Annotated in this window: 20 protein-coding genes; 1 reads left to right on the top strand and 19 read right to left on the bottom strand. The window is 71.1% G+C overall.

The features are described from left to right. Positions 1–7: 7 nt before the first annotated feature. The 17 genes from N8K70_RS11420 to infC form a co-directional block, all read right to left on the bottom strand. The gene (locus N8K70_RS11420; RefSeq protein ID WP_317138461.1) at positions 8–1,117 is read right to left on the bottom strand and encodes a heparan-alpha-glucosaminide N-acetyltransferase domain-containing protein; all 1,110 of its coding nucleotides are present in this window, start codon (positions 1,115–1,117) and stop codon (positions 8–10) included. Next, positions 1,093–2,019, bottom strand: coding sequence for an ornithine carbamoyltransferase (argF, locus tag N8K70_RS11425; protein WP_317138462.1), 927 nt, complete (start codon positions 2,017–2,019; stop codon positions 1,093–1,095). Before argF ends, N8K70_RS11420 begins: the two co-directional genes overlap by 25 nt. Then, complete coding sequence (locus N8K70_RS11430; protein WP_317138463.1) at positions 2,016–3,221, bottom strand: acetylornithine transaminase; 1,206 nt, start codon at positions 3,219–3,221, stop codon at positions 2,016–2,018. Before N8K70_RS11430 ends, argF begins: the two co-directional genes overlap by 4 nt. Then, the gene (gene argB / locus N8K70_RS11435) at positions 3,218–4,123 is read right to left on the bottom strand and encodes an acetylglutamate kinase (RefSeq protein ID WP_317138464.1); all 906 of its coding nucleotides are present in this window, start codon (positions 4,121–4,123) and stop codon (positions 3,218–3,220) included. The genes N8K70_RS11430 and argB overlap by 4 nt, the downstream gene beginning before the upstream one ends. After that, positions 4,120–5,277: a bifunctional glutamate N-acetyltransferase/amino-acid acetyltransferase ArgJ gene (argJ, locus tag N8K70_RS11440; RefSeq protein ID WP_317138465.1), complete on the bottom strand. Its 1,158-nt coding sequence runs from the start codon at positions 5,275–5,277 to the stop codon at positions 4,120–4,122. The genes argB and argJ overlap by 4 nt, the downstream gene beginning before the upstream one ends. Next, positions 5,274–6,320 (bottom strand): N-acetyl-gamma-glutamyl-phosphate reductase, encoded by a 1,047-nt coding sequence (gene argC / locus N8K70_RS11445; RefSeq protein ID WP_317138466.1) that lies wholly within the window; start codon positions 6,318–6,320, stop codon positions 5,274–5,276. Before argC ends, argJ begins: the two co-directional genes overlap by 4 nt. Positions 6,321–6,410: 90 nt before the next feature. Next, on the bottom strand, positions 6,411–6,587 hold the full coding sequence (locus tag N8K70_RS11450; protein WP_317138467.1) for a hypothetical protein: 177 nt from the start codon (positions 6,585–6,587) through the stop codon (positions 6,411–6,413). A gap of 167 nt (positions 6,588–6,754) precedes the next feature. Next, positions 6,755–9,253 (bottom strand): phenylalanine--tRNA ligase subunit beta, encoded by a 2,499-nt coding sequence (pheT, locus tag N8K70_RS11455; RefSeq protein WP_317138468.1) that lies wholly within the window; start codon positions 9,251–9,253, stop codon positions 6,755–6,757. After that, entirely contained in the window at positions 9,253–10,293 is a 1,041-nt protein-coding gene (gene pheS / locus N8K70_RS11460; protein ID WP_317138469.1) for a phenylalanine--tRNA ligase subunit alpha, read from the bottom strand. The genes pheT and pheS overlap by 1 nt, the downstream gene beginning before the upstream one ends. Positions 10,294–10,335: 42 nt before the next feature. Continuing rightward, positions 10,336–11,259, bottom strand: coding sequence for an amino acid ABC transporter permease (locus N8K70_RS11465; RefSeq protein ID WP_317138470.1), 924 nt, complete (start codon positions 11,257–11,259; stop codon positions 10,336–10,338). After that, positions 11,256–11,903, bottom strand: coding sequence for an amino acid ABC transporter permease (locus tag N8K70_RS11470; RefSeq protein WP_317138471.1), 648 nt, complete (start codon positions 11,901–11,903; stop codon positions 11,256–11,258). Before N8K70_RS11470 ends, N8K70_RS11465 begins: the two co-directional genes overlap by 4 nt. 61 nt (positions 11,904–11,964) lie before the next feature. Then, entirely contained in the window at positions 11,965–12,870 is a 906-nt protein-coding gene (locus N8K70_RS11475) for a glutamate ABC transporter substrate-binding protein (protein WP_317138472.1), read from the bottom strand. Positions 12,871–12,934: 64 nt separating this feature from the next. Beyond that, positions 12,935–13,675: an amino acid ABC transporter ATP-binding protein gene (locus N8K70_RS11480; protein ID WP_317138473.1), complete on the bottom strand. Its 741-nt coding sequence runs from the start codon at positions 13,673–13,675 to the stop codon at positions 12,935–12,937. A gap of 85 nt (positions 13,676–13,760) precedes the next feature. After that, positions 13,761–14,567: a TrmH family RNA methyltransferase gene (locus tag N8K70_RS11485; RefSeq protein ID WP_317138474.1), complete on the bottom strand. Its 807-nt coding sequence runs from the start codon at positions 14,565–14,567 to the stop codon at positions 13,761–13,763. 69 nt (positions 14,568–14,636) lie between these two features. Continuing rightward, on the bottom strand, positions 14,637–15,023 hold the full coding sequence (rplT, locus tag N8K70_RS11490) for a 50S ribosomal protein L20 (protein ID WP_317138475.1): 387 nt from the start codon (positions 15,021–15,023) through the stop codon (positions 14,637–14,639). 33 nt (positions 15,024–15,056) lie between these two features. Beyond that, the gene (gene rpmI / locus N8K70_RS11495) at positions 15,057–15,251 is read right to left on the bottom strand and encodes a 50S ribosomal protein L35 (protein WP_067026090.1); all 195 of its coding nucleotides are present in this window, start codon (positions 15,249–15,251) and stop codon (positions 15,057–15,059) included. A gap of 74 nt (positions 15,252–15,325) precedes the next feature. Then, on the bottom strand, positions 15,326–16,000 hold the full coding sequence (infC, locus tag N8K70_RS11500) for a translation initiation factor IF-3 (RefSeq protein WP_317138476.1): 675 nt from the start codon (positions 15,998–16,000) through the stop codon (positions 15,326–15,328). 178 nt (positions 16,001–16,178) lie between these two features. On the opposite strand from infC, the gene N8K70_RS11505 reads away from it, so the two are divergent. Continuing rightward, positions 16,179–16,589 carry a DUF1844 domain-containing protein gene (locus tag N8K70_RS11505; RefSeq protein WP_317138477.1) on the top strand — a complete coding sequence of 137 codons (411 nt, stop codon included), beginning with the start codon at positions 16,179–16,181 and terminating at the stop codon, positions 16,587–16,589. Positions 16,590–16,778: 189 nt separating this feature from the next. Here N8K70_RS11505 and N8K70_RS11510 read toward each other — a convergent pair whose 3' ends face one another. Both N8K70_RS11510 and priA read right to left on the bottom strand, forming a co-directional pair. Continuing rightward, positions 16,779–17,546 carry an SseB family protein gene (locus N8K70_RS11510; protein WP_317138478.1) on the bottom strand — a complete coding sequence of 256 codons (768 nt, stop codon included), beginning with the start codon at positions 17,544–17,546 and terminating at the stop codon, positions 16,779–16,781. Beyond that, entirely contained in the window at positions 17,530–18,276 is a 747-nt protein-coding gene (priA, locus tag N8K70_RS11515; RefSeq protein WP_317138479.1) for a bifunctional 1-(5-phosphoribosyl)-5-((5-phosphoribosylamino)methylideneamino)imidazole-4-carboxamide isomerase/phosphoribosylanthranilate isomerase PriA, read from the bottom strand. Before priA ends, N8K70_RS11510 begins: the two co-directional genes overlap by 17 nt. Positions 18,277–18,311 lie beyond the last annotated feature (35 nt).

Below are 18,311 nucleotides of genomic sequence, written 5' to 3' on the forward strand. Positions count from 1 at the left end.
CGACCGCTCAGCGCGCCGGCACGAGCGCCTTCGCCGCCCATCCGATCGCCGCCTCCAGCGGCCCCCGCCCCACGAGGAGCGCCCACAGCGTACAGGCCGCGATCGTGGCGATCGTGAGGGGCCAGAACGGGTCGAGCGCGCGGAAGGCGACGAGGTCGGACCCGAGCTGCAGCACCGTCGGCTCCGGCTGGAGGAGGGCCCAGGCGACCAGCTGCGCCGCGTATGCGGTCAGCGGCATGGACCCGACGGCCCGCAGCGGCCAGACGAGCCACCGCGCGGGCGTGGCGCACAGCAGCACGCACGCGCCGATGACCGCGATCGCGAACCCCCCGGATCCCACGGCCTCGGCGACGCCGCTCGAGTGCGCCTCGGACGAGAGCACGAACGACCACACCGTCTCGGCGGGCGCGACGGGAGCCCAGCGACCGATGATCCCGTATCCGAGAAGGGCCAGAGCCGCACCGAAGCAGACGAGCGCGCCGGCGGTCGACGGCCTCGACGACGCCAGCCGGCCGATCCCCATCCCCGCGGCGACGAACGCGAACCAGAGGACGAACGGATAGTGCCATCCCGTCGCCTGCTCGAGGGCAGCGCCCGCGGGCGTCTCCCAGACCGCCCACGTGTCGATGAGCCAGACGAGGAACGGTCCCGCCACCGCGACCGCGCCGGCGATCGCGAACAGCGTGCTCGCGCGCAGCGACAGGACGGGCAGCGCTGCGAGGAAGAGGAGCGCGTAGGCGGGCAGGATGACGTACACGGGCGTCTCGAGGGCGATGAGGAGGATCCCGATCGCCCAGATGCTCACGGCCCTCACGACGACGCGTCCGCGGACGACGTCCATCCGCGTGCCCGCCACCGGCGTCGAGCCGCCCGACACCAGCGCGAGGGAGACGCCGGCGAGCGTCGCGAAGAGGATGGAGGAGCGGCCGTTGACGACGTCGGTCCACGTCGTCGGATCGTCCCCGTCGAAGGGCGACGTGTCGAGGAGGTGCGCGGCGAACATCCCGATCACCGCGAGGCCGCGGGCGAGGTCGATGCCGCGCTCGCGTCCCGCCCCGTCGAGCCGTGCCCGACGGGTCGCGATCCTGCTCCTCAGTCCGCCTGGCGCATCAGCCAAACGAGGAGCGCCTTCTGTGCGTGGAGGCGGTTCTCCGCCTCGTCCCAGATGACGCTCTGCGGGCCGTCGATGACCTCGGCGTCGACCTCGTAGCCGCGATCGGCGGGGAGGCAGTGGATGAAGAGGGCCTCGTCGTCGGCGAGCCCCATGAGCTCCGGCGTCACCTTGTAGTCGCCGAGGTCGCGCAGGCGCGCGAGCTTCTCCTCCTCCTTGCCCATCGACACCCACGTGTCGGTCACGACGACGTCGGCTCCGGCCGCCGCTTCCAGGGGGTCGGTGAGGAGCACGACGGAGCCGCCCGTGGAGGCGCCGATGCGGTCGGCGTCCGCCACGACGTCCGCCCGCGGCGCGTAGTCCTCCGGGGAGGCGATGCGCACGTGCATCCCCGCCATCGCGCCGGCGAGCGCATAGGAGTGCGCCATGTTGCTGCGTCCGTCGCCGAAGAACGACAGCGTCAGGCCCTTCAGCTCGCCCTTGTGCTCGCGCAGCGTGAGCAGATCCGCCAGCAGCTGGCACGGGTGGAAGTCGTCGCTGAGCGCGTTGACCACGGGCACCCTCGTGCCGGCCGCCATCTCCTCGAGGCCCTTCTGCGCGTAGGTGCGCCACACGATGGCGGCGACCTGGCGTTCCAGCACCCGCGCGGTGTCGGCGGGCGTCTCCTTGCCGCCGAGCTGGCTGCTCGCCGTCGTGATGACGAGCGGGGTGCCGCCGAGGTCCGCGATGCCCACGGCGAACGACACGCGCGTGCGGGTCGACGACTTGTCGAAGATCACCGCGACCGTCTTGGGCCCCGCGAGGGTCTTGTCGGCCCAGCGGTCCTTCTTGAGCTCGGCGGCCAGGTCCAGGATCTCGGCCTGCTCGGCGGGCGTGATGTCGTCGTCGCGCAGGAAGTGGCGGGTCATGCGGGGGTCTCCGTGGGGGTCGGGATGGTCGCGGCGACGGCGGCGAGCGCCTCGCCGAACAGGACGAGGAACTCCTCCACCTCGGCGTCGCCGATCGTGTAGGCGGGGGCGATGCGGATGACGTCGTCCGCGGGGGCGTTGACGATGAGGCCGCGCTCGTGCGCCGCCGCGCGCACCTCCCCGGCGACGGGCGCCGAGAGCGTGATGCCGATGAGGAGGCCGGCGCCGCGCGTGCCGGTCACGAGGGGGAGCCCTCCGACGCCCTCGCGCAGCTGCGCGCCGCGGGCGGCGACGTTGTCGAGCAGCCCCTCGGTCTCGATGTGGTCGAGGACCGCGTTCGCGACCGCGCTCGCGAGCGGATTCCCGCCGAACGTCGAGTTGTGCGTGCCGGGGGAGAAGAGGTCGCTCGCGGCCCCGAACGTGATGAGCGCGCCCAGCGGGAAGCCCGCGCCGATGCTCTTGGCGAGCGTGACCGCATCCGGTGCGATGCCCTCCCGCTGGAAGGCGAACCACTCCCCCGTCCGCCCCGACCCGGTCTGCACCTCGTCGAGGATGAGCAGGGCGCCGTGCCGCGACGTGAGCTCCCTCGCACGTGCGAGGTAGCCGTCGGGCAGCGGGACGACCCCCGCCTCTCCCTGGATGGGCTCCGCGATCAGCGCGACGACGGTGTCGTCGACGGCCGCCTCCAGCGCCTCGATCGTCGGGTCGATCGCCCGGATGCCCGGGAGCAGCGGGCGGAACGGGTCCTGGTAGGCGGCCTTCGGCGTGAGCGACAGCGTGCCCGTCGTCCGGCCGTGGAACGCGCCGTTCAGCACGAGGATGGAGGTCTTCCCGGTCTTGCCGCCGTGCAGGCGCGCGAGCTTGATGGCCGCCTCGTTCGCCTCGGCGCCCGAGTTCGCGAGGAAGACCCGTCCGCTCTCCCCCGTTCCCGCGAGCCGCTTGAGACGCGCGGCCAGCTCCAGCTGGGCGGGGCTCGCGAAGTAGTTCGAGACGTGCGCGAGCGTCGCCGCCTGTCGCGAGACCGCCTCGACGAAGACGGGGTGGCCGTGTCCGAGGCCGTTCACGGCGATGCCGCCGAGGAAGTCGAGGTAACGACGCCCCTCGTCGTCCCAGACGGAGGATCCCTCGCCGCGCGTGAGCAGCGCGAGGCGCCCGCCGAGGCTCATGAGATCGCGTGATGCGTCATCCTGCCAGGTGGTCATTCGGCCACCACCTCCGTTCCGATTCCCTTGCTGGTGAAGAGCTCGACGAGCACCGAGTGCGGCACCCGCCCGTCGATGATCGCCGCCGACGGCACGCCGCCGTCGACCGCGTCGAGACACGCCTGCATCTTCGGGATCATCCCCGACTCGAGCGTGGGCAGCATCTCGCGCAGCTCCGGCGCCCGGATGTGGGAGACGAGCGAGTCCCGGTCGGGCCAGTCCGCGTAGAGACCGGGCACGTCCGTGAGCACCACGAGCTTGCGCGCGCCCAGGGCCACCGCGAGCGCGGACGCCGCGGCGTCCGCGTTGATGTTGAGCGTGTGACCGGGGTGGTCGAGGTCGGGCGCGACGCCCGCGACGACCGGGATGCGGTCGGCCTTGAGGTGGTCGAGCACCGGCGTCGGATCGACGCGGACGACGTCGCCGACGCGCCCGAGGCTCTCCTCGACGCCGTCGATGACGACGCCGCGCTGCCGTCCGCCGAAGAGGCCGGCGTCCTCCCCCGAGACTCCGACCGCGAAGGGACCGTAGGAGTTGATCTTCGCGACGAGCTGGGGGTTGATCTGGCCGGTCAGGACCATCCGGACGACCGTGACCGCCTCCGTGCTCGTGACGCGGTAGCCGCCCTTGAACTCGCTCGGGATCGCGAGCCGGTCGAGCATGCTCGAGATCTGCGGGCCGCCGCCGTGGACCACGACCGGCTTGATCCCGACGTATCGGAGGTAGGCGATGTCCTGCGCGAAGGCGTCCTGCAGCTCCTCGGAGATCATCGCGTTGCCGCCGTACTTGACGACGACGACCTGATCGCGGAACTGCCTGAGCCACGGCAGAGACTCGATGAGCGTGGTCGCCTTGAAGGCGGCCTCCTCGGGGGTCGTGTCCTGGAGATCGATCGGTGTCATGAGGAGTACGCGCTGTTCTCGTGGACGTAGTCGTGCGTGAGGTCGTTCGTGAGGATGGTGGCGGTCGCCGTGCCCACGCGGAGGTCGATCACGACGTGCGTGTCGCGCGGCGTGAGGTCGACCTCTTCGCGGGGACGGTCGGGGCCGCCCCCGCTGCAGACGCGGACACCGTTCATGAGGACGTCGACGTCGTACGGGTCGAAGTCGGCCTCGGTCGTGCCGATCGCGGCGAGCACGCGGCCCCAGTTCGGGTCGTTGCCGAAGACGGCCGCCTTGAACAGGTTGTTGCGCGCCACGGAGCGGCCCACCTCGACGGCGTCGTCCTCGCTCGCCGCGTTCACGACCTCGATCGTGATCGCATGGCTCGCGCCCTCCGCGTCGGCCTGCAGCTGGCGGGCGAGGTCGCGGCACACCTCGGCGAGCGCGTCCGCGAAGGCCGTCTCGTCGGGCACGACGCCGGAGGCGCCGCTCACGAGCAGGGTGACCTGGTCGTTCGTCGACATGCAGCCGTCGGAGTCGAGCCGGTCGAAGCTCACGCGCGTCGCCTCGCGCAGGTGGGCGTCGGCCTGCGCGGAGTCGAGGACGGCGTCGGTCGTGATCACGACGAGCATGGTCGCCAGGCCCGGGGCGAGCATCCCCGCCCCCTTCGCGATGCCGCCGATGGACCACCCGTCGCCTCGGAGCACAGACATCTTCGGAACCGTGTCCGTCGTCATGATGGCGCGTGCGGCGTCCTCGCCGCCGTCGGCGCTCAGCGCGGCGATCGCCTTCTCGGTGCCGTCGAGGACCTTCGCGCGGAAGGCCTCGTCGCCCGTCCCGATGAGACCCGTCGAGCAGACCTGGACGCCGATCGCACCGACGCCGAGCAGCTCCGCCGCTCTCTCGGCGGTCTGGTGCGTCGTCTGGAAGCCGAACGCCCCCGTGAAGCAGTTCGCGCCGCCGGAGTTGAGGACGACCGCCTCGACGACGCCGCCCTTGATCGCCTCCTGCGACCACAGGACCGGGTTCGCCTTCGCGCGGTTCGACGTGTAGACCGCCGCGCCCGCCTTGAGCGGACCCCGGTTCACGATCACGGCGACGTCGGGCTTCCCGGTCGACTTGAGCCCGGCGACGACGCCGGCCGCCTCGAACCCTGCGGGTGCTGTCACGCTCACGGCGCCACTCCGTTCACGGTCAGCGCGCGCCCCTCGGGCAGGCCGAGCGCGATGTTCATCGACTGGATCGCGGCGCCGGCGGTGCCCTTGGCGAGGTTGTCGACCGCGGCGACGACGACGACGCGGTTCGCCGCGCGGTCGATCACGAGGCCGAGGAGCGCGGTGTTCGCCCCCGTCACGTCGGCTGTGCGCGGCAGCTGCCCCTCGGGGAGCAGCTGCACGAAGGTCTCGTCCCCGTAGGCCTGCTCCCACGCGTCGCGGATCTGCGTGTCGGTGACGCCTTCGGCGATGGGCGCGGTCGAGGTCGCGAGGATGCCCCGCGCCATCGGGACGAGCACGGGCGTGAACGAGACGCGCACATCGCCGGTGGCGCCTGCGCCGCGCAGCGCCTGCACGATCTCGGGGATGTGGCGGTGCGTGCCGCCCACGGCATACGGGTTCGCGGTGCCGAGGAGCTCGGCGCCCAGCAGGTGGGTCTTGAGGCTCTTGCCCGCACCCGACGGGCCGACGGCGAGGACGGTCACGATGTCGGAGGCGTCGACCACTCCCGCGGCGACCCCGGGCGCGAGGCTGAGGCTCACGGTGGACGCGTTGCAGCCCGGGGCCGCGATGCGCGTCGCGCCGGCCAGGCGCTCCCGCTGCTTCGCCCCGCCGACGACGAGCTCGGGCACGCCGTACGTCCAGGGCTCGTGGAACTCGCCGCCGTAGAAGGCGTCCCAGTCGCGCTCGTCCGTGAGGCGGTGATCGGCGCCGCAGTCGATGACGAGCGCCGCGTCGCCGAGCGCGTCGGTGTACTGGCCCGACTGCCCGTGCGGCAGCGCCAGGAACACGATGTCGTGACCCGCGAGGTTCTCGGGGGTCGTGTCCTGGAGGGTGAGATGCGCGAGCGAGCGCAGGTGCGGCTGGTGCTGGATGAGCGGCTGCCCGGCGTTCGAGTGCGCGGTGACCGTGCGGATCTCGACGTCGGGGTGTGCGGCGAGCAGCCGGAGCAGCTCGCCGCCGGCATAGCCCGAAGCGCCGGAGACGGCGACCGAATACGACATGACCTCTACCTTATTGTCCGTGAGCGGGGGCCTGGGACGGCGACACCTGCGGACGGACCGCGCGTGCGCGCGGAGGCTTCGCGGTGCCGCCTAGATTCGGCGGCCGCGCGGACGTCGGGGCGCGACGACGACGCTCGGGGAGAGCGTGAGGGGCGTCGCGGACGAGGTCATGGGGACGACAGTAGCACGTCGCCGCTCCTCGAGGCCGAGCGCGAACGCGTCGGGCAGGAGCAGATGCTCGTCGTCGCCCACGCGGGGGCGCTGCACGCGGCGCTCGAGTCGGCGGGCACCGCTTCCATCGTCCTCTCCTCCGACGGATGGGGGACGCGGATCGAGGGGCAGGGCGTGCTCGATCGGCCGACCAGGCACTGGCCCGCACGCCGACCGGCGCTCGGTCTCGCGGCCATCCGCATCGGACGACCCCGCGGTCTCCGCTACTCGCGCAGCGTCGCGCCGAAGCGCTCGCGCGCCACGGCGACGCCCGCGAGCTTCGCGTCGGACGCCTCGGCGGCGGTCAGCGTCCGGTCGGACGCGCGGAACCGGAGGGCGAACGTGAGGCTCTTCGTCCCGTCCGGCACGCCCTGACCGCGATAGTCGTCGACGAGGCGCAGCGACTCGAGCAGGTCGCCCGAGCCCTCCGCGAGCGCCGCCCGCAGATCGGCGGCCGGCAGGTCCGCCGGCACGACGAGCGACACGTCCTGCGTCGCGGCGGGGAACGTCGAGAGCGTCTCGGCCACGACGCGCTCGCCCGCGAGGCCGAGCACGGCGTCGATGTCGATCTCGGCGACCGTGACGCGTCCGGCGAGATCGGCGTCGGCGGCGACCCGCGGCAGCAGCTCGCCGACGTAGCCCACCTCGGCGCCGCGCGCGGAGAGGACGCCCGTGCGACCCGGATGGAGCGCCGCGCGCTCGCCCTGCACGACCTCGATCTCCACGCCGGCGGCGACGGCGATCGTGCGCACGGCGTCGAGCGCGACCTCGAGTCCTGCCGGCTCCGCGGCGCGGCCCGGCTGCTTGGGGGCGATGCTGCCCGCGAGCAGGATGGCGACGCGGCGCGGCTGCGGCGGGATGGAGGCGTCCAGCGCCGCGAGGGTCGCCGCGTCGGGGCGCACGGCGAGCGGCGGGACGGCGTCGGTGCCGTAGGCCCTGCCGGCCTCGGGGAGGAAGACCGCGCCGATCTCGAAGAGCGCGAGATCCGTGAGCCCGCGGGAGAGGTTGCGGTGCGCGGTCTGCAGGAGCCCGGGCAGGAGCGACCTGCGCAGGAACGGCGCCTGGCCGTCGAGGGCGTTGGCGAGCTTGACGCTCGGCAGGTGCTCGCCCGACGCCGAGCCGTGGAGGTCGTTCTGCGCCTCCGTCGTGAAGGGGAACGACGGCGTCTCCACGAAGCCGGCGGCCGCGAGAGCGTTCGCGACACGGCGGCGCCCCTGCTGGGCGGGCGTGAGCCCCCGCCCGGACGGGGGCGTGGGGAGGACCGACGGGATGCGCTCGAGCCCGTGGATGCGCGCGACCTCCTCCGCGAGCGTCCACTTGTCGGTGAGGTCGGGCCGCCACGACGGCGGGATGACCTGCCATCCCCCGTCGACGGCGGCGACCTCGGCGCCGATCGTCTCGACCGCTCCGACGATCTCCTCGTCGGTGTAGTCGACGCCGATGAGGCCGGGGACGAACGCCGCGGGCAGCTCGATCCCCTGGGCGACGTGCTCGGAGAAGAGCGCGCCGCCGAGGGCGTCGGCAGTGCCGCCGGCGAGCTCGACGAGAAGGTCGACGACGCGCTGCGCCGCCGCGAACGGGACGAGCGGGTCGACACCGCGCTCGAACCGGCGCGACGCCTCGCTCGAGAGCTTGTGACGGCGGGCCGTCCGAGCGATCGTGATCTGGTCGAAGGTCGCGGCCTCGACGAGGACGTCCTGGGTCGTGGCGCCGATCTCGGTCTTCGCGCCGCCCATGACTCCCGCGAGACCGATCGGCCCCGACTCGTCGGCGATGACGAGGTCCTCGGGGTGGAGCTCGCGCACCTGGCCGTCGAGCGTCTCGAGCCTCTCTCCCTCGGCCGCACGGCGCACCGTGATGCCGCCGGAGAGGGTCTCGAGGTCGTAGCCGTGGATCGGGTTCCCGAGCTCGAGCATCACGTAGTTCGTGATGTCGACGAGGAGCGACACCGAGCGCACGCCCGCGAGCGCGAGGCGCGTGATCATCCACGGCGGCGTGGGCTTCGAGGCGTCGACGCCGCGCACGACCCGGACGACGAACTCCCTCGCCCCGACGTTGCCGCGGATCGGCGCGCGGTCGTCGACCGTCACGGGGAAGCCCTCGCCCGGCTCGACCTCCGCCCACGGACGGTCGGCGGGGTCGCGGAACGCCGCTCCCGTGGCGTGCGCGTACTCGCGGGCGATGCCGCGGATGGACAGGGCGTACCCGCGGTCGGGCGTGACGTTGACGTCGACCGCCGTGTCGTCGAGACCGAGCAGCGCGATCGCGTCCGTGCCGGGCTCGGCGTCGATCCCGAGCTCGACGAGACGCAGGATGCCGTTGTGCTCGTCGCCGAGGCCGAGCTCGCGCGCGGAGGCGATCATCCCGTCGGACACGTGTCCGTAGGTCTTGCGCGCCGCGATCGGGAAGGGACCGGGCAGCACGGCGCCCGGGAGCGTCACCACGACCTCGTCGCCGGCGAAGAAGTTCCCCGCACCGCACACGATGCCCCGCGGCTCGGCCTCGCCGACGTCGACCCGGCACCAGCGGATGGTCTTGCCGTTCTTCTGCGGCTCCTCCTCGAAGGAGAGCACCCGGCCGACGACGACGGGGCCGGTGAGGTCGAAGCGGATGACCTCCTCCTCCTCGAAGCCGACGCGCACGAGCGCGGCCAGCACGTCCTCGGGCGTCGTCCCCTGCGGAAGATCGACGTACTCACGCAGCCACGAGAGCGGGACGCGCATCACACCACCATCCCGAACTGCTCGCTGAAGCGCACATCGCCCTCTGCCATGTCGCGCATGTCCTTCACGTCGCTGCGGAACATCAGGCCGCGCTCGATGCCCATCCCGAACGCGAACCCGCTGTACACCTCGGGATCGATGCCCGCCGCGCGCAGCACGTTGGGGTTGACCATCCCGCAGCCGCCCCACTCGATCCAGCGCGCGCCGCCCTTGAAGGTCGGGTGCCAGAGATCGAGCTCGGCTGACGGCTCGGTGAACGGGAAGTAGTTCGTGCGGAAGCGCATCTTCGCCTCCGGCCCGAAGAGCTGCCTCGCGAAATGGTCGAGCGTGCCCTTGAGGTGCGCCATCGTGATGCCCTTGTCGACGACGAGGCCCTCGAACTGGGTGAACACCGGCAGGTGCGTCGCGTCGAACTCGTCCGTGCGGTACACCCGTCCCGGGCACAGCACGTAGATCGGCACCTCGCGCTCGAGCATCGAGCGGACCTGCACGGGGCTCGTGTGCGTCCGCAGGACGAGATGGCGCTCGACCGGGTCGACGAAGAACGTGTCCTGCATCTGGCGCGCGGGGTGGTCGACGTCGAAGTTCAGGGCGTCGAAGTTGAACCACTCGTGCTCGAGCTCGGGCCCCTCCGCGATCTCCCAGCCCATGCCGACGAAGAGGTCGCAGATGTCGTCCTGCAGCACGTTGAGCGGATGCCGAGCGCCCGTGCGGGTGCGGCTCGCCACGGCCGTGATGTCGATGCGCTCGGCCTCGAGCTGCGCGGCGAGCTCGGCGTCGGCGAGCTCGGCCTCGCGCGCGACGAGCGCCTGGGTCACGCGACCGCGTGCCTGACCGACGAGCTTGCCGAGCTCGGCCTTCTGCTCCTTCGGCACGTTCCGCAGCTGCGCGTTGAACGCGGCGAGGGGCGACCCCTCCCCCGCATGCGCGGCACGGGCGGCCTTCAGGGCCGCGGTGTCGGGGGCCGCGGCGAGCGCGGCGAGCGCGTCCGCCACAGCGGCTTCGACCCCGTCGGGGGTGATCTCGGGAGCATCAGACACGGAAGACGAGTCTAGTCGGCCCGCATGAGGGGACTCGCCGTGTCAGCGGGATGGGCCGCCGTCGCCGGGCACGTCGAGGGGGTCGATCTGGGCCGACAGCACCTGCGTGACCGTCTGCTCCTCATGCCTGCGCGGATCGATCGGCTCTGTTCGGGCGACGCCCGGGGCACGGCTCGTTCGCTTCTCCACCACGCGCGCGAGGTAGGACAGGCCGAGGCAGAGCGCGATGTAGATCGAGCCGGACACGAGCGCGGCGGGGATGAGGGGCGAGCCGTAGACCGCGTTCGATCCGATGAGCTTGGCGTAGTAGAGAAGCTCGGGATAGGTGATGATGAAGCCGAGCGCGGTGTCCTTCAGCGTCACGACGAGCTGAGCGATGACGACCGGCATCATGGCTCTCAGCGCCTGCGGCAGCAGGATCAGACGCATGACGCCGCTCTTGCGCAGCCCGATCGCGTACCCCGCCTCGCTCTGCCCTCCGGGCAGCGAGACGACGCCCGCACGGATCACCTCCGCCAGCACGGATCCGTTATAGGCGACGAGAGCGATGACGACCGCCCAGTAGGAGTCGAGCCGGATGCCGATGACGGGAAGCCCGTAGTAGAGGAGCATCATGAAGATCAGCACGGGAACGGCGCGGAGGACTTCCACGATGACCGTGGCAGGGATCCGCACCCACCGGTGCTCGGACAGGCGCGCGATCGCCAGCACGAAGCCGAGGACGATCGCCCCCACTCCCGCCGCGGCGAACGCGGCGAGGGTGCGCACCGCCGACAGCCCGATCTGCACCCAGACGTTCGTGTACGTGAAGATCGACCACTTGGCGGCCGAGAACTGGCCCGTCACGGCCAGGCGCCAGACGACGAGGGCGATCAGGGCCGCGACGACGACGACCGTCGCCACGCCGAGGACCCGGTTCCGCAGTACCGCGCGCGGTCCGGGGACGTCATAGAGGACGGAGGTCATCGCGTCACCTTCCAGCGGATCTCGAGCCAGCGCTGTAACCAGCCGAGCAGCAGTACGAGGACGATGAAGATCACCATGACCCAGAGCAGCACGCCGAGTGCGTTCTCACCGCGCTCGGACAGATAGGCCCGGATCGAGCCGAGATTGAGCACCGAGAATCCCGCCGCGACCGTCGTGTTCTTCAGGAGGGCGATGAGCACGCTCATCATGGGCGGGATCACCGAGCGCGATGCCTGCGGGAGCACGATCAGCGTCATCACCTGGCTGAAGGTCAGGCCGAGTGCCCGCGCCGCCTCCGCTTGGCCGACGGGAACGGTGTTGATCCCCGATCGGATCGTCTCCGCCACATACGTCGCCGTATAGAGGCCGAGAGCCCAGATCCCCAGCGCGAGGAAGTCCACGCGCGTTCCGACGAGGAGCGGGACGCCGAACGCGAAGAAGAAGAACAGCAGGGTCAGCGGGGTGTTTCGGACGACGTTGACGTAGACGGTGCCGACCGCTCTCGCGATCGGCACGGGAGAGACGCGCATCGCACCGACGATGAGACCGAGGACGAGCGCGATGGCCGCGCCGGCGAAGAACAGCACGAGCGTTCCCCACAGCGCATCCCCCCACAGATCGAGGTTGTCGATGATGATGCCCAAGGCGGATCCTCTCAAGGACGAGGATTCGGGGCGGCGCGTCCGGCCGCCCCGAATCGACGGTTCAGTCGACGGGGTCGACCTCGGGCTGCGTCGTCGTGACTCCCGACGCGCCGAGGTTCTTGTCGAAGATCGCCTGCCAGGTGTCTCCGCCGTCGGTGAGCACGGTGTTGAAGTACTCCGTGAGGGCCGTGTCGCCCTTCGGGAGGCCGATGCCGTAGCGCTCCTCGCTGAAGGTCTCGCCGACGACCTTCAGGTTCTCGGGCTCCTGCGCCGCGTATCCGATGAGGATCGCCTCGTCCGTCGTGACCGCGTCGACCTGGCCCGACTTCAGTGCCTCGACGCACTGGGAGTAGGTGTCGAACTCCTCCGTCTGCGCGTCGTAGTTGTCCTTGATGTTCTGGATGGGCGTGGACCCCGTCGCCGAGCAGACCGTCACGTCGGAGGTCAGGTCGGCGTCGGACTCGATCGTGTCGTTGTCCGCCGCCACGAGGAGGCCCTGCCCGGTGACGAAGTACGGCCCGGCGAAGTTGATCTGCTCCTTGCGGGCATCCGTGATGGAGTAGGTGCCGACGTAGTAGTCGATGTCACCGTTGATGATGGCCTGCTCGCGGTTCGCCGACGGGATCGCCTCGAAGGTGATCTGGTCGTCGTCGAAGCCGAGCGACGCGGCCAGCCAGCGCGCGATGTCGATGTCGAAGCCCGAGCGCTCGTTCGTCGCGGGATCGAGGTATCCCAGACCGGGCTGGTCCTCCTTGACGCCGATGACGACACCGTCGCGCGCGACCATGTCGTCGTACGTCGGGCTGTCCTGGAGGTCGACGTCGGTCGCGACCTCCCAGAGGTCCTCCGTCGAGCTGTCGTCTCCGTCGCCGCCCGTGCTGCCGGGCGAGCCGCTGTTGCATGCGGTGAGCGCGAGCAGGGCCGCCGTGGCGATCCCGACGCTCGCGATGGTGCGGAACTTGCGCATGTGTCTTCCTCCTGGTTGGTTGAGGTCTCACCGGGCCGCACGTCGTCGTTCGGCGCCGGGGTCGTCAGTGCGTGATGAGCTTCGAGAGGAAGTCCTTGGCACGGTCCGAGGTCGGGTTCGTGAAGAACTGCTCGGGGCTCGCCTGCTCGACGATCTGCCCGTCGGCCATGAAGACCACCCGGTTGGCGGCCTTGCGAGCGAAGCCCATCTCATGGGTGACGACGATCATCGTCATGCCGTCCTGCGCGAGGCCGACCATGACGTCGAGCACCTCGTTGATCATCTCCGGGTCGAGCGCACTGGTGGGCTCGTCGAAGAGCATGACCTTGGGACGCATCGCCAGCGCGCGAGCGATCGCCACGCGCTGCTGCTGACCGCCCGACAGCTGGGCGGGGAGCTTCTCCGCCTGGTGGCCGACGCCGACGCGGTCGAGAAGCGCCCTGGCCTCCTTCTCCGCATCGGCCTTCTTCAGGCCGCGCACCTTGATGGGCCCGAGGGTGATGTTCTCGAGGATCGTCAGGTGCGAGAAGAGGTTGAACGACTGGAACACCATCCCGACCTCGGCGCGGAGGTTCGCGAGGGCCTTGCCCTCCTTGGGAAGCTCCTTGCCGTCGATCGCGATCGTGCCGCTCGTGATCGTCTCGAGGCGGTTGATCGTGCGGCACAGCGTGGACTTGCCGGAGCCGGAGGGACCGATGACGACGACGACCTCCCCCTTGTCGACGGTGAGGTTGACATCCTTCAGCGCTTGGAATTCGCCGTAGTGCTTCTGTACGTCTTTCACGACGACGAGGGGCTCAGCCATGCGGTCTACCCTAAACACAACCTGAAGATCTGCTGTCCTTCGCGCGGGAGGCTTTACCGAGTTGTAACGGGGGCCGGTTCGCTCGTCATCCCGCCGCGCGCTGTGCGAAAGCGCTCTCGTACAGGCACACGCTCGCCGCCGTGGCGAGGTTCAGCGACTCGGCGCGCCCGAAGATCGGCAGGCGCAGGGCGCCGTCCGCGAGCGCGAGCGCCTCGTCGGGGAGACCCCGCGCCTCGTTGCCGAACAGCCATCCCGTCGGCCGGGCGAGCGCCCCGCGTTCGCGCGCCGCGAGCAGATCCTCGCCCTTGACGTCCGCCGCGATCACCGCGAGCCCCGCCGCCTTCGCGCGGGCGGCGACGTCGGCGAGATCCGCGCCCACGGCGACGGGCACGTGGAACAGCGAGCCCGTCGTCGACCGGACGACCTTGGGGTTGTACGGGTCGACGGTCCGCCCCGTGAGCACGACCGCGTCGGCGCCCACGGCATCCGCCGCACGGATGATCGTGCCGAGGTTCCCCGGGTCGCGGACCTCCTCGCAGATCGCGATGAGCGTGGGCTCCGAGGCGAAGACGTCCTTGAGCGCCGTCGGGTTCTGCCGCGCCACCGCGACGAAACCCTGCGGCGTGACGGTGTCGGCCATCGCGTCGAGCACGGCCTCCGTGACGAACTCGATCTCGACGCCCGCGTCGGTGAGGGCGGTGCGGAGATCCGCGTGCTTCTCGAGCGCCGTGGGCGTGGCGTACAGCTCGACGATGACGTCGGGGAGGAAGGCGACGGCCTCCCGCACCGCCTGCGGGCCTTCGAGGAGGAAGAGCCCCGTCTCCTTCCGCGCCGCGCGCCTGGCGAGCTTCGCGACGGACCGTACACGGGGCGACCGGGGGTTCTCGAGCACGCGTCAAGTCTAGGGACACGAAGGAGGGCGCCCCTCGCGGGACGCCCTCCTGTCGTTGATCGTGTCAGATCACGCGGCCGACCTCGGCGCGTTCACGTCGCCGGGCAGCGCCTTCCTGGCGGTCTCGACGAGCGCGGCGAAGGTGCCGGGCTCGTTCACGGCCAGCTCGGCGAGGATGCGGCGATCGACCTGCACGCCGGCGAGGCCGAGGCCCTGGATGAACCGGTTGTAGGTGAGGCCGTTCGCACGGCTCGCCGCGTTGATGCGCTGGATCCACAGGCGACGGAAGTCGCCCTTGCGCTGACGGCGGTCGCGGTACGCGTAGACGAGCGAGTGGGTGACCTGCTCCTTCGCCTTCCGGTACAGGCGCGAACGCTGGCCACGGTAACCCGAGGCGCGCTCGAGGATGACGCGACGCTTCTTGTGCGCATTGACTGCGCGCTTGACTCTAGCCATTCTTCATACTTCCTAACGAACGTGCGTCGCGGTTCAGCGACCGAGGAGCTTCTTGACGACCTTGAGATCGTTGCCCGAGATGACCTGGTCCTGGTTCAGACGGCGGGTGCGGCGGCTCGACTTGTGCTCGAGGTTGTGGCGCATCCCGGCCTGCTGCTTCTTGATCTTGCCGCTGCCGGTGATCTTGAAGCGCTTCTTGCTGCCCGAGTGGGTCTTCTGCTTCGGCATCTTCTCTATTCCTTACGTCTGCGCCCCGCAGGGCGACGTTGTGTGCAACCCGCCGGGGCGGGAAGTGCTCGGGACTACTCCGCCGGGGTCTCCCCGGCGGGCGTCTTGGCCTCGCGCTGAGCCTGCCTGTTGGCGGCCCGGACGGCGTTCTGCTCGGCCTTCGCCTCCGACTTGTTCTTGTGCGGAGCGATCACCATCACCATGTTGCGCCCGTCGATCGTCGGGCGGGACTCCACCGAACCGAGCTCCGCGACGTCCTCCGCGAACTTCTGCAGCAGACGCACGCCCTGGTCGGGACGCGACTGCTCGCGACCGCGGAACAGGATCATCGCCTTGACCTTGTCCCCGGCCTGGAGGAAGCCCTCCGCACGCTTGCGCTTGGTCTCGTAGTCGTGCTGGTCGATCTTCAGGCGGAAGCGGACCTCCTTGAGGACCGTGTTCGCCTGATTGCGGCGCGCTTCCTTGGCCTTCTGGGCGGCCTCGTACTTGAACTTCCCGTAGTCCATGATCTTGACCACGGGAGGTCGCGAGTTGGGGGCCACCTCGACGAGGTCGAGGTCGGCGTCCTGCGCCAGGCGCAGGGCCACCTCGATGCGGACGACGCCGATCTGCTCGCCTGCCGGGCCGACGAGTCGGACCTCTGGCACGCGAATGCGCTCATTGGTGCGGGGATCGCTGATGCGGAACTCCTTGGGTGCGTGATTCGAGCCACCGCACGGCGACGTTCGCTGCGCGGGCGGGAGATTCATCAGCATCCACCCGAGCACGACGGCACGCATCGACTCGACACCCTGGACAACTCGTGCGGGCACGAGCGGAGTGCGTGTGACCCGGTAGCCTGGAACGGCAAGCGCGGGTGGGAACTGAATTCCTCTTTCGTCCGGAAGACGTCTCCGGAGCCCGCAACAGTCTACCAGAGAGCGGTCCATGAGCGCCATCCCCGCCGACGAGTCCCCCTTCGACGCCGAACGACACTCCCGGTGGGAGGAGCAGGCCAGGGCCGCGGCCGAGACCTCGGCGGTCCGCGACATCGCCGACGTCGCCGCCGTCGAGGTCATCGCGTCGTCCTGCGTCCACCTCATGAGCGCGGCAGCCGTGAAGCTCGGGCTCGCCGACTCGGCCGATGCCGACGATCTCATCGACCTCGACGAGGCGCGCAAGCTCGTCAACGCGCTGGCAGGACTCGTCACGGCCGCAGCTCCCGAGATCAGCGACATGCACGCCCGCCCCATCCGCGACGGCCTGCGCTCCCTCCAGCTGCGCTTCCGCGAGCTGTCGGCCATCCCCGACGCACCGGGCAAGGGGCCCGGCGAGAAGTGGACCGGCCCCGTCGTCTGACCCGCCCGTCCCCTCCCCCAGCCCCGCCATCCGGTCCCGCGGGAGTCCGGCTCGCCGGTGAGGATGCGGCCGGCGACCGGACTCTCGCAGCGCATGTGGATTCTGGCTGCGCAGGTGAGCCGTCGCGACGCGGGTGGGGCCGCGGCTCGGGGAGCGCTGACGGGTGGAGGCAGGTCGGCGCGGGAAGGATCAGGCGGCGTCGAGCGTGACCTTCAGCGAGTCCACGAGGACGGCGATGCGGTCATCCGACGCCCATCGGCGCGCGAGGCGCTGCAGCACCGCGTCGAGCTCGGCTCGATCCAGGCCCGCGATGAGCTTCAGGCGCACGACCAGCTCGGGGCCGGCCAGGCGCGCACCGGGGTCGCCCGGCTCCACGCCGACATCGACGACCGCGAGCTCGCCGGCGATGCTGTCCTGCAGTCCGAGGAAGACATCCGGGTTCGCCGGCGCCGGGTCCCACTGCTGATCCTGCGCGATCGCCCAGACCGCGGGACGCCGCACGACGAACTCGGTCGGGCTGGCGGGGTCGAGCACGATGAGGTCGGTGTCCTCCCCGGCCGCCGCGAGCGCCGCGCGCGTGCCGGCCACCGGGATCGGGCGCGCGCTCGCGTCCCACGCCGTCAGCGTCTCGACGCACGAGAAGAGCGGGAGCACCTTCCGCCCGTCCGGCGCGGCGACCGTCACGATCGAGAGCTCCTGCGTCTTGTCGACGGGGAGACCGTGCGCGCCGATGCCCTCGTCACCCCGCTCCGCGAGGAGCGGCACGAGCACACGCGCCGCGCGCAGCGCGTCCACGACGTCCCGCTGCGCCCCCTCACCCGAGCGGAACGCGGTCAGCGCCGCCCAGAGGCGCGGGTCTGCGGAGCCGTCGTCGCCCGCGCTCGGGTTCGGGTGGAACCGGCGCCCCGCCCAGGGGACGCCGGCGGAGTCTCCGGAGCCGTCAGTATCCGGCGACATCCAGCGCCTCGGCGAGCGTGAACGCGCCCGAGTACAGGGCCTTGCCCACGATGGCGCCCTCGACGCCGAGCGGGACCAGATCGCGTAGCGCCACGATGTCGTCGAGGCTGGACACGCCGCCCGATGCGACGACGGGCTTGGGGGTGCGGGCGGTCATCTCGCGCAGCAGCTCGAGGTTCGGGCCGCGCAGCGTGCCGTCCTTCGTGACGTCCGTGACGACGTAGCGGCTGCAGCCGGCCTCCTCGAGACGCTCGAGGACGTCCCAGAGGTCGCCGCCCTCCTCCGTCCATCCCCGCGCGGCGAGCGTCGTGCCGCGCACGTCGAGGCCCACGGCCACGGAGTCGCCGTAGCGGCTGATCACGGATGCGGTCCACTCCGGGTTCTCGAGCGCGGCCGTGCCGAGGTTGATGCGCTGCGCGCCGCTGTCGAGCGCCGCCTCGAGCGAGTCGTCGTCGCGGATGCCGCCGGACAGCTCGACGTTGACGCCCCTCACGTGCTTGATGACCTTGCGCAGGACCGCCGCGTTGGAGCCGCGGCCGAACGCCGCATCGAGGTCGACGAGGTGGATCCAGTCCGCGCCCTGGCTCTTCCAGCTGTCGGCGGCCTCCAAGGGGTCGCCGTAGCTCGTGGCGGAGCCGGCCTCGCCCTGCGTCAGTCGGACGGCCTTGCCGTCTGCGACGTCGACGGCGGGCAGCAGCGTGAGTGCGGGAGTGGACGCGAAATCGTTCATATCACCTCGTGCTCGCAGGCATTTCCCGCCGACGC

Source organism: Microbacterium sp. AB (assembly GCF_032878875.1).
GTDB classification, from domain to species: Bacteria; Actinomycetota; Actinomycetes; order Actinomycetales; family Microbacteriaceae; genus Microbacterium; species Microbacterium betulae.

Excerpts from the sequence above, each read along its gene's own strand:
- argF (WP_317138462.1), bottom strand. The coding sequence starts at position 2,019 with ATGACCCGCCACTTCCTGCGCGACGACGACATCACGCCCGCCGAGCAG.
- N8K70_RS11430 (WP_317138463.1), bottom strand. The coding sequence starts at position 3,221 with ATGACCACCTGGCAGGATGACGCATCACGCGATCTCATGAGCCTCGGC.
- argB (WP_317138464.1), bottom strand. The coding sequence starts at position 4,123 with ATGACACCGATCGATCTCCAGGACACGACCCCCGAGGAGGCCGCCTTC.
- argC (WP_317138466.1), bottom strand. The coding sequence starts at position 6,320 with ATGTCGTATTCGGTCGCCGTCTCCGGCGCTTCGGGCTATGCCGGCGGC.
- pheT (WP_317138468.1), bottom strand. The coding sequence starts at position 9,253 with ATGCGCGTCCCGCTCTCGTGGCTGCGTGAGTACGTCGATCTTCCGCAG.
- N8K70_RS11465 (WP_317138470.1), bottom strand. The coding sequence starts at position 11,259 with ATGACCTCCGTCCTCTATGACGTCCCCGGACCGCGCGCGGTACTGCGG.
- N8K70_RS11475 (WP_317138472.1), bottom strand. The coding sequence starts at position 12,870 with ATGCGCAAGTTCCGCACCATCGCGAGCGTCGGGATCGCCACGGCGGCC.
- N8K70_RS11480 (WP_317138473.1), bottom strand. The coding sequence starts at position 13,675 with ATGGCTGAGCCCCTCGTCGTCGTGAAAGACGTACAGAAGCACTACGGC.
- rplT (WP_317138475.1), bottom strand. The coding sequence starts at position 15,023 with ATGGCTAGAGTCAAGCGCGCAGTCAATGCGCACAAGAAGCGTCGCGTC.
- rpmI (WP_067026090.1), bottom strand. The coding sequence starts at position 15,251 with ATGCCGAAGCAGAAGACCCACTCGGGCAGCAAGAAGCGCTTCAAGATC.
- infC (WP_317138476.1), bottom strand. The coding sequence starts at position 16,000 with ATGAATCTCCCGCCCGCGCAGCGAACGTCGCCGTGCGGTGGCTCGAAT.
- N8K70_RS11505 (WP_317138477.1), top strand. The coding sequence starts at position 16,179 with ATGAGCGCCATCCCCGCCGACGAGTCCCCCTTCGACGCCGAACGACAC.
- N8K70_RS11510 (WP_317138478.1), bottom strand. The coding sequence starts at position 17,546 with ATGTCGCCGGATACTGACGGCTCCGGAGACTCCGCCGGCGTCCCCTGG.
- priA (WP_317138479.1), bottom strand. The coding sequence starts at position 18,276 with ATGAACGATTTCGCGTCCACTCCCGCACTCACGCTGCTGCCCGCCGTC.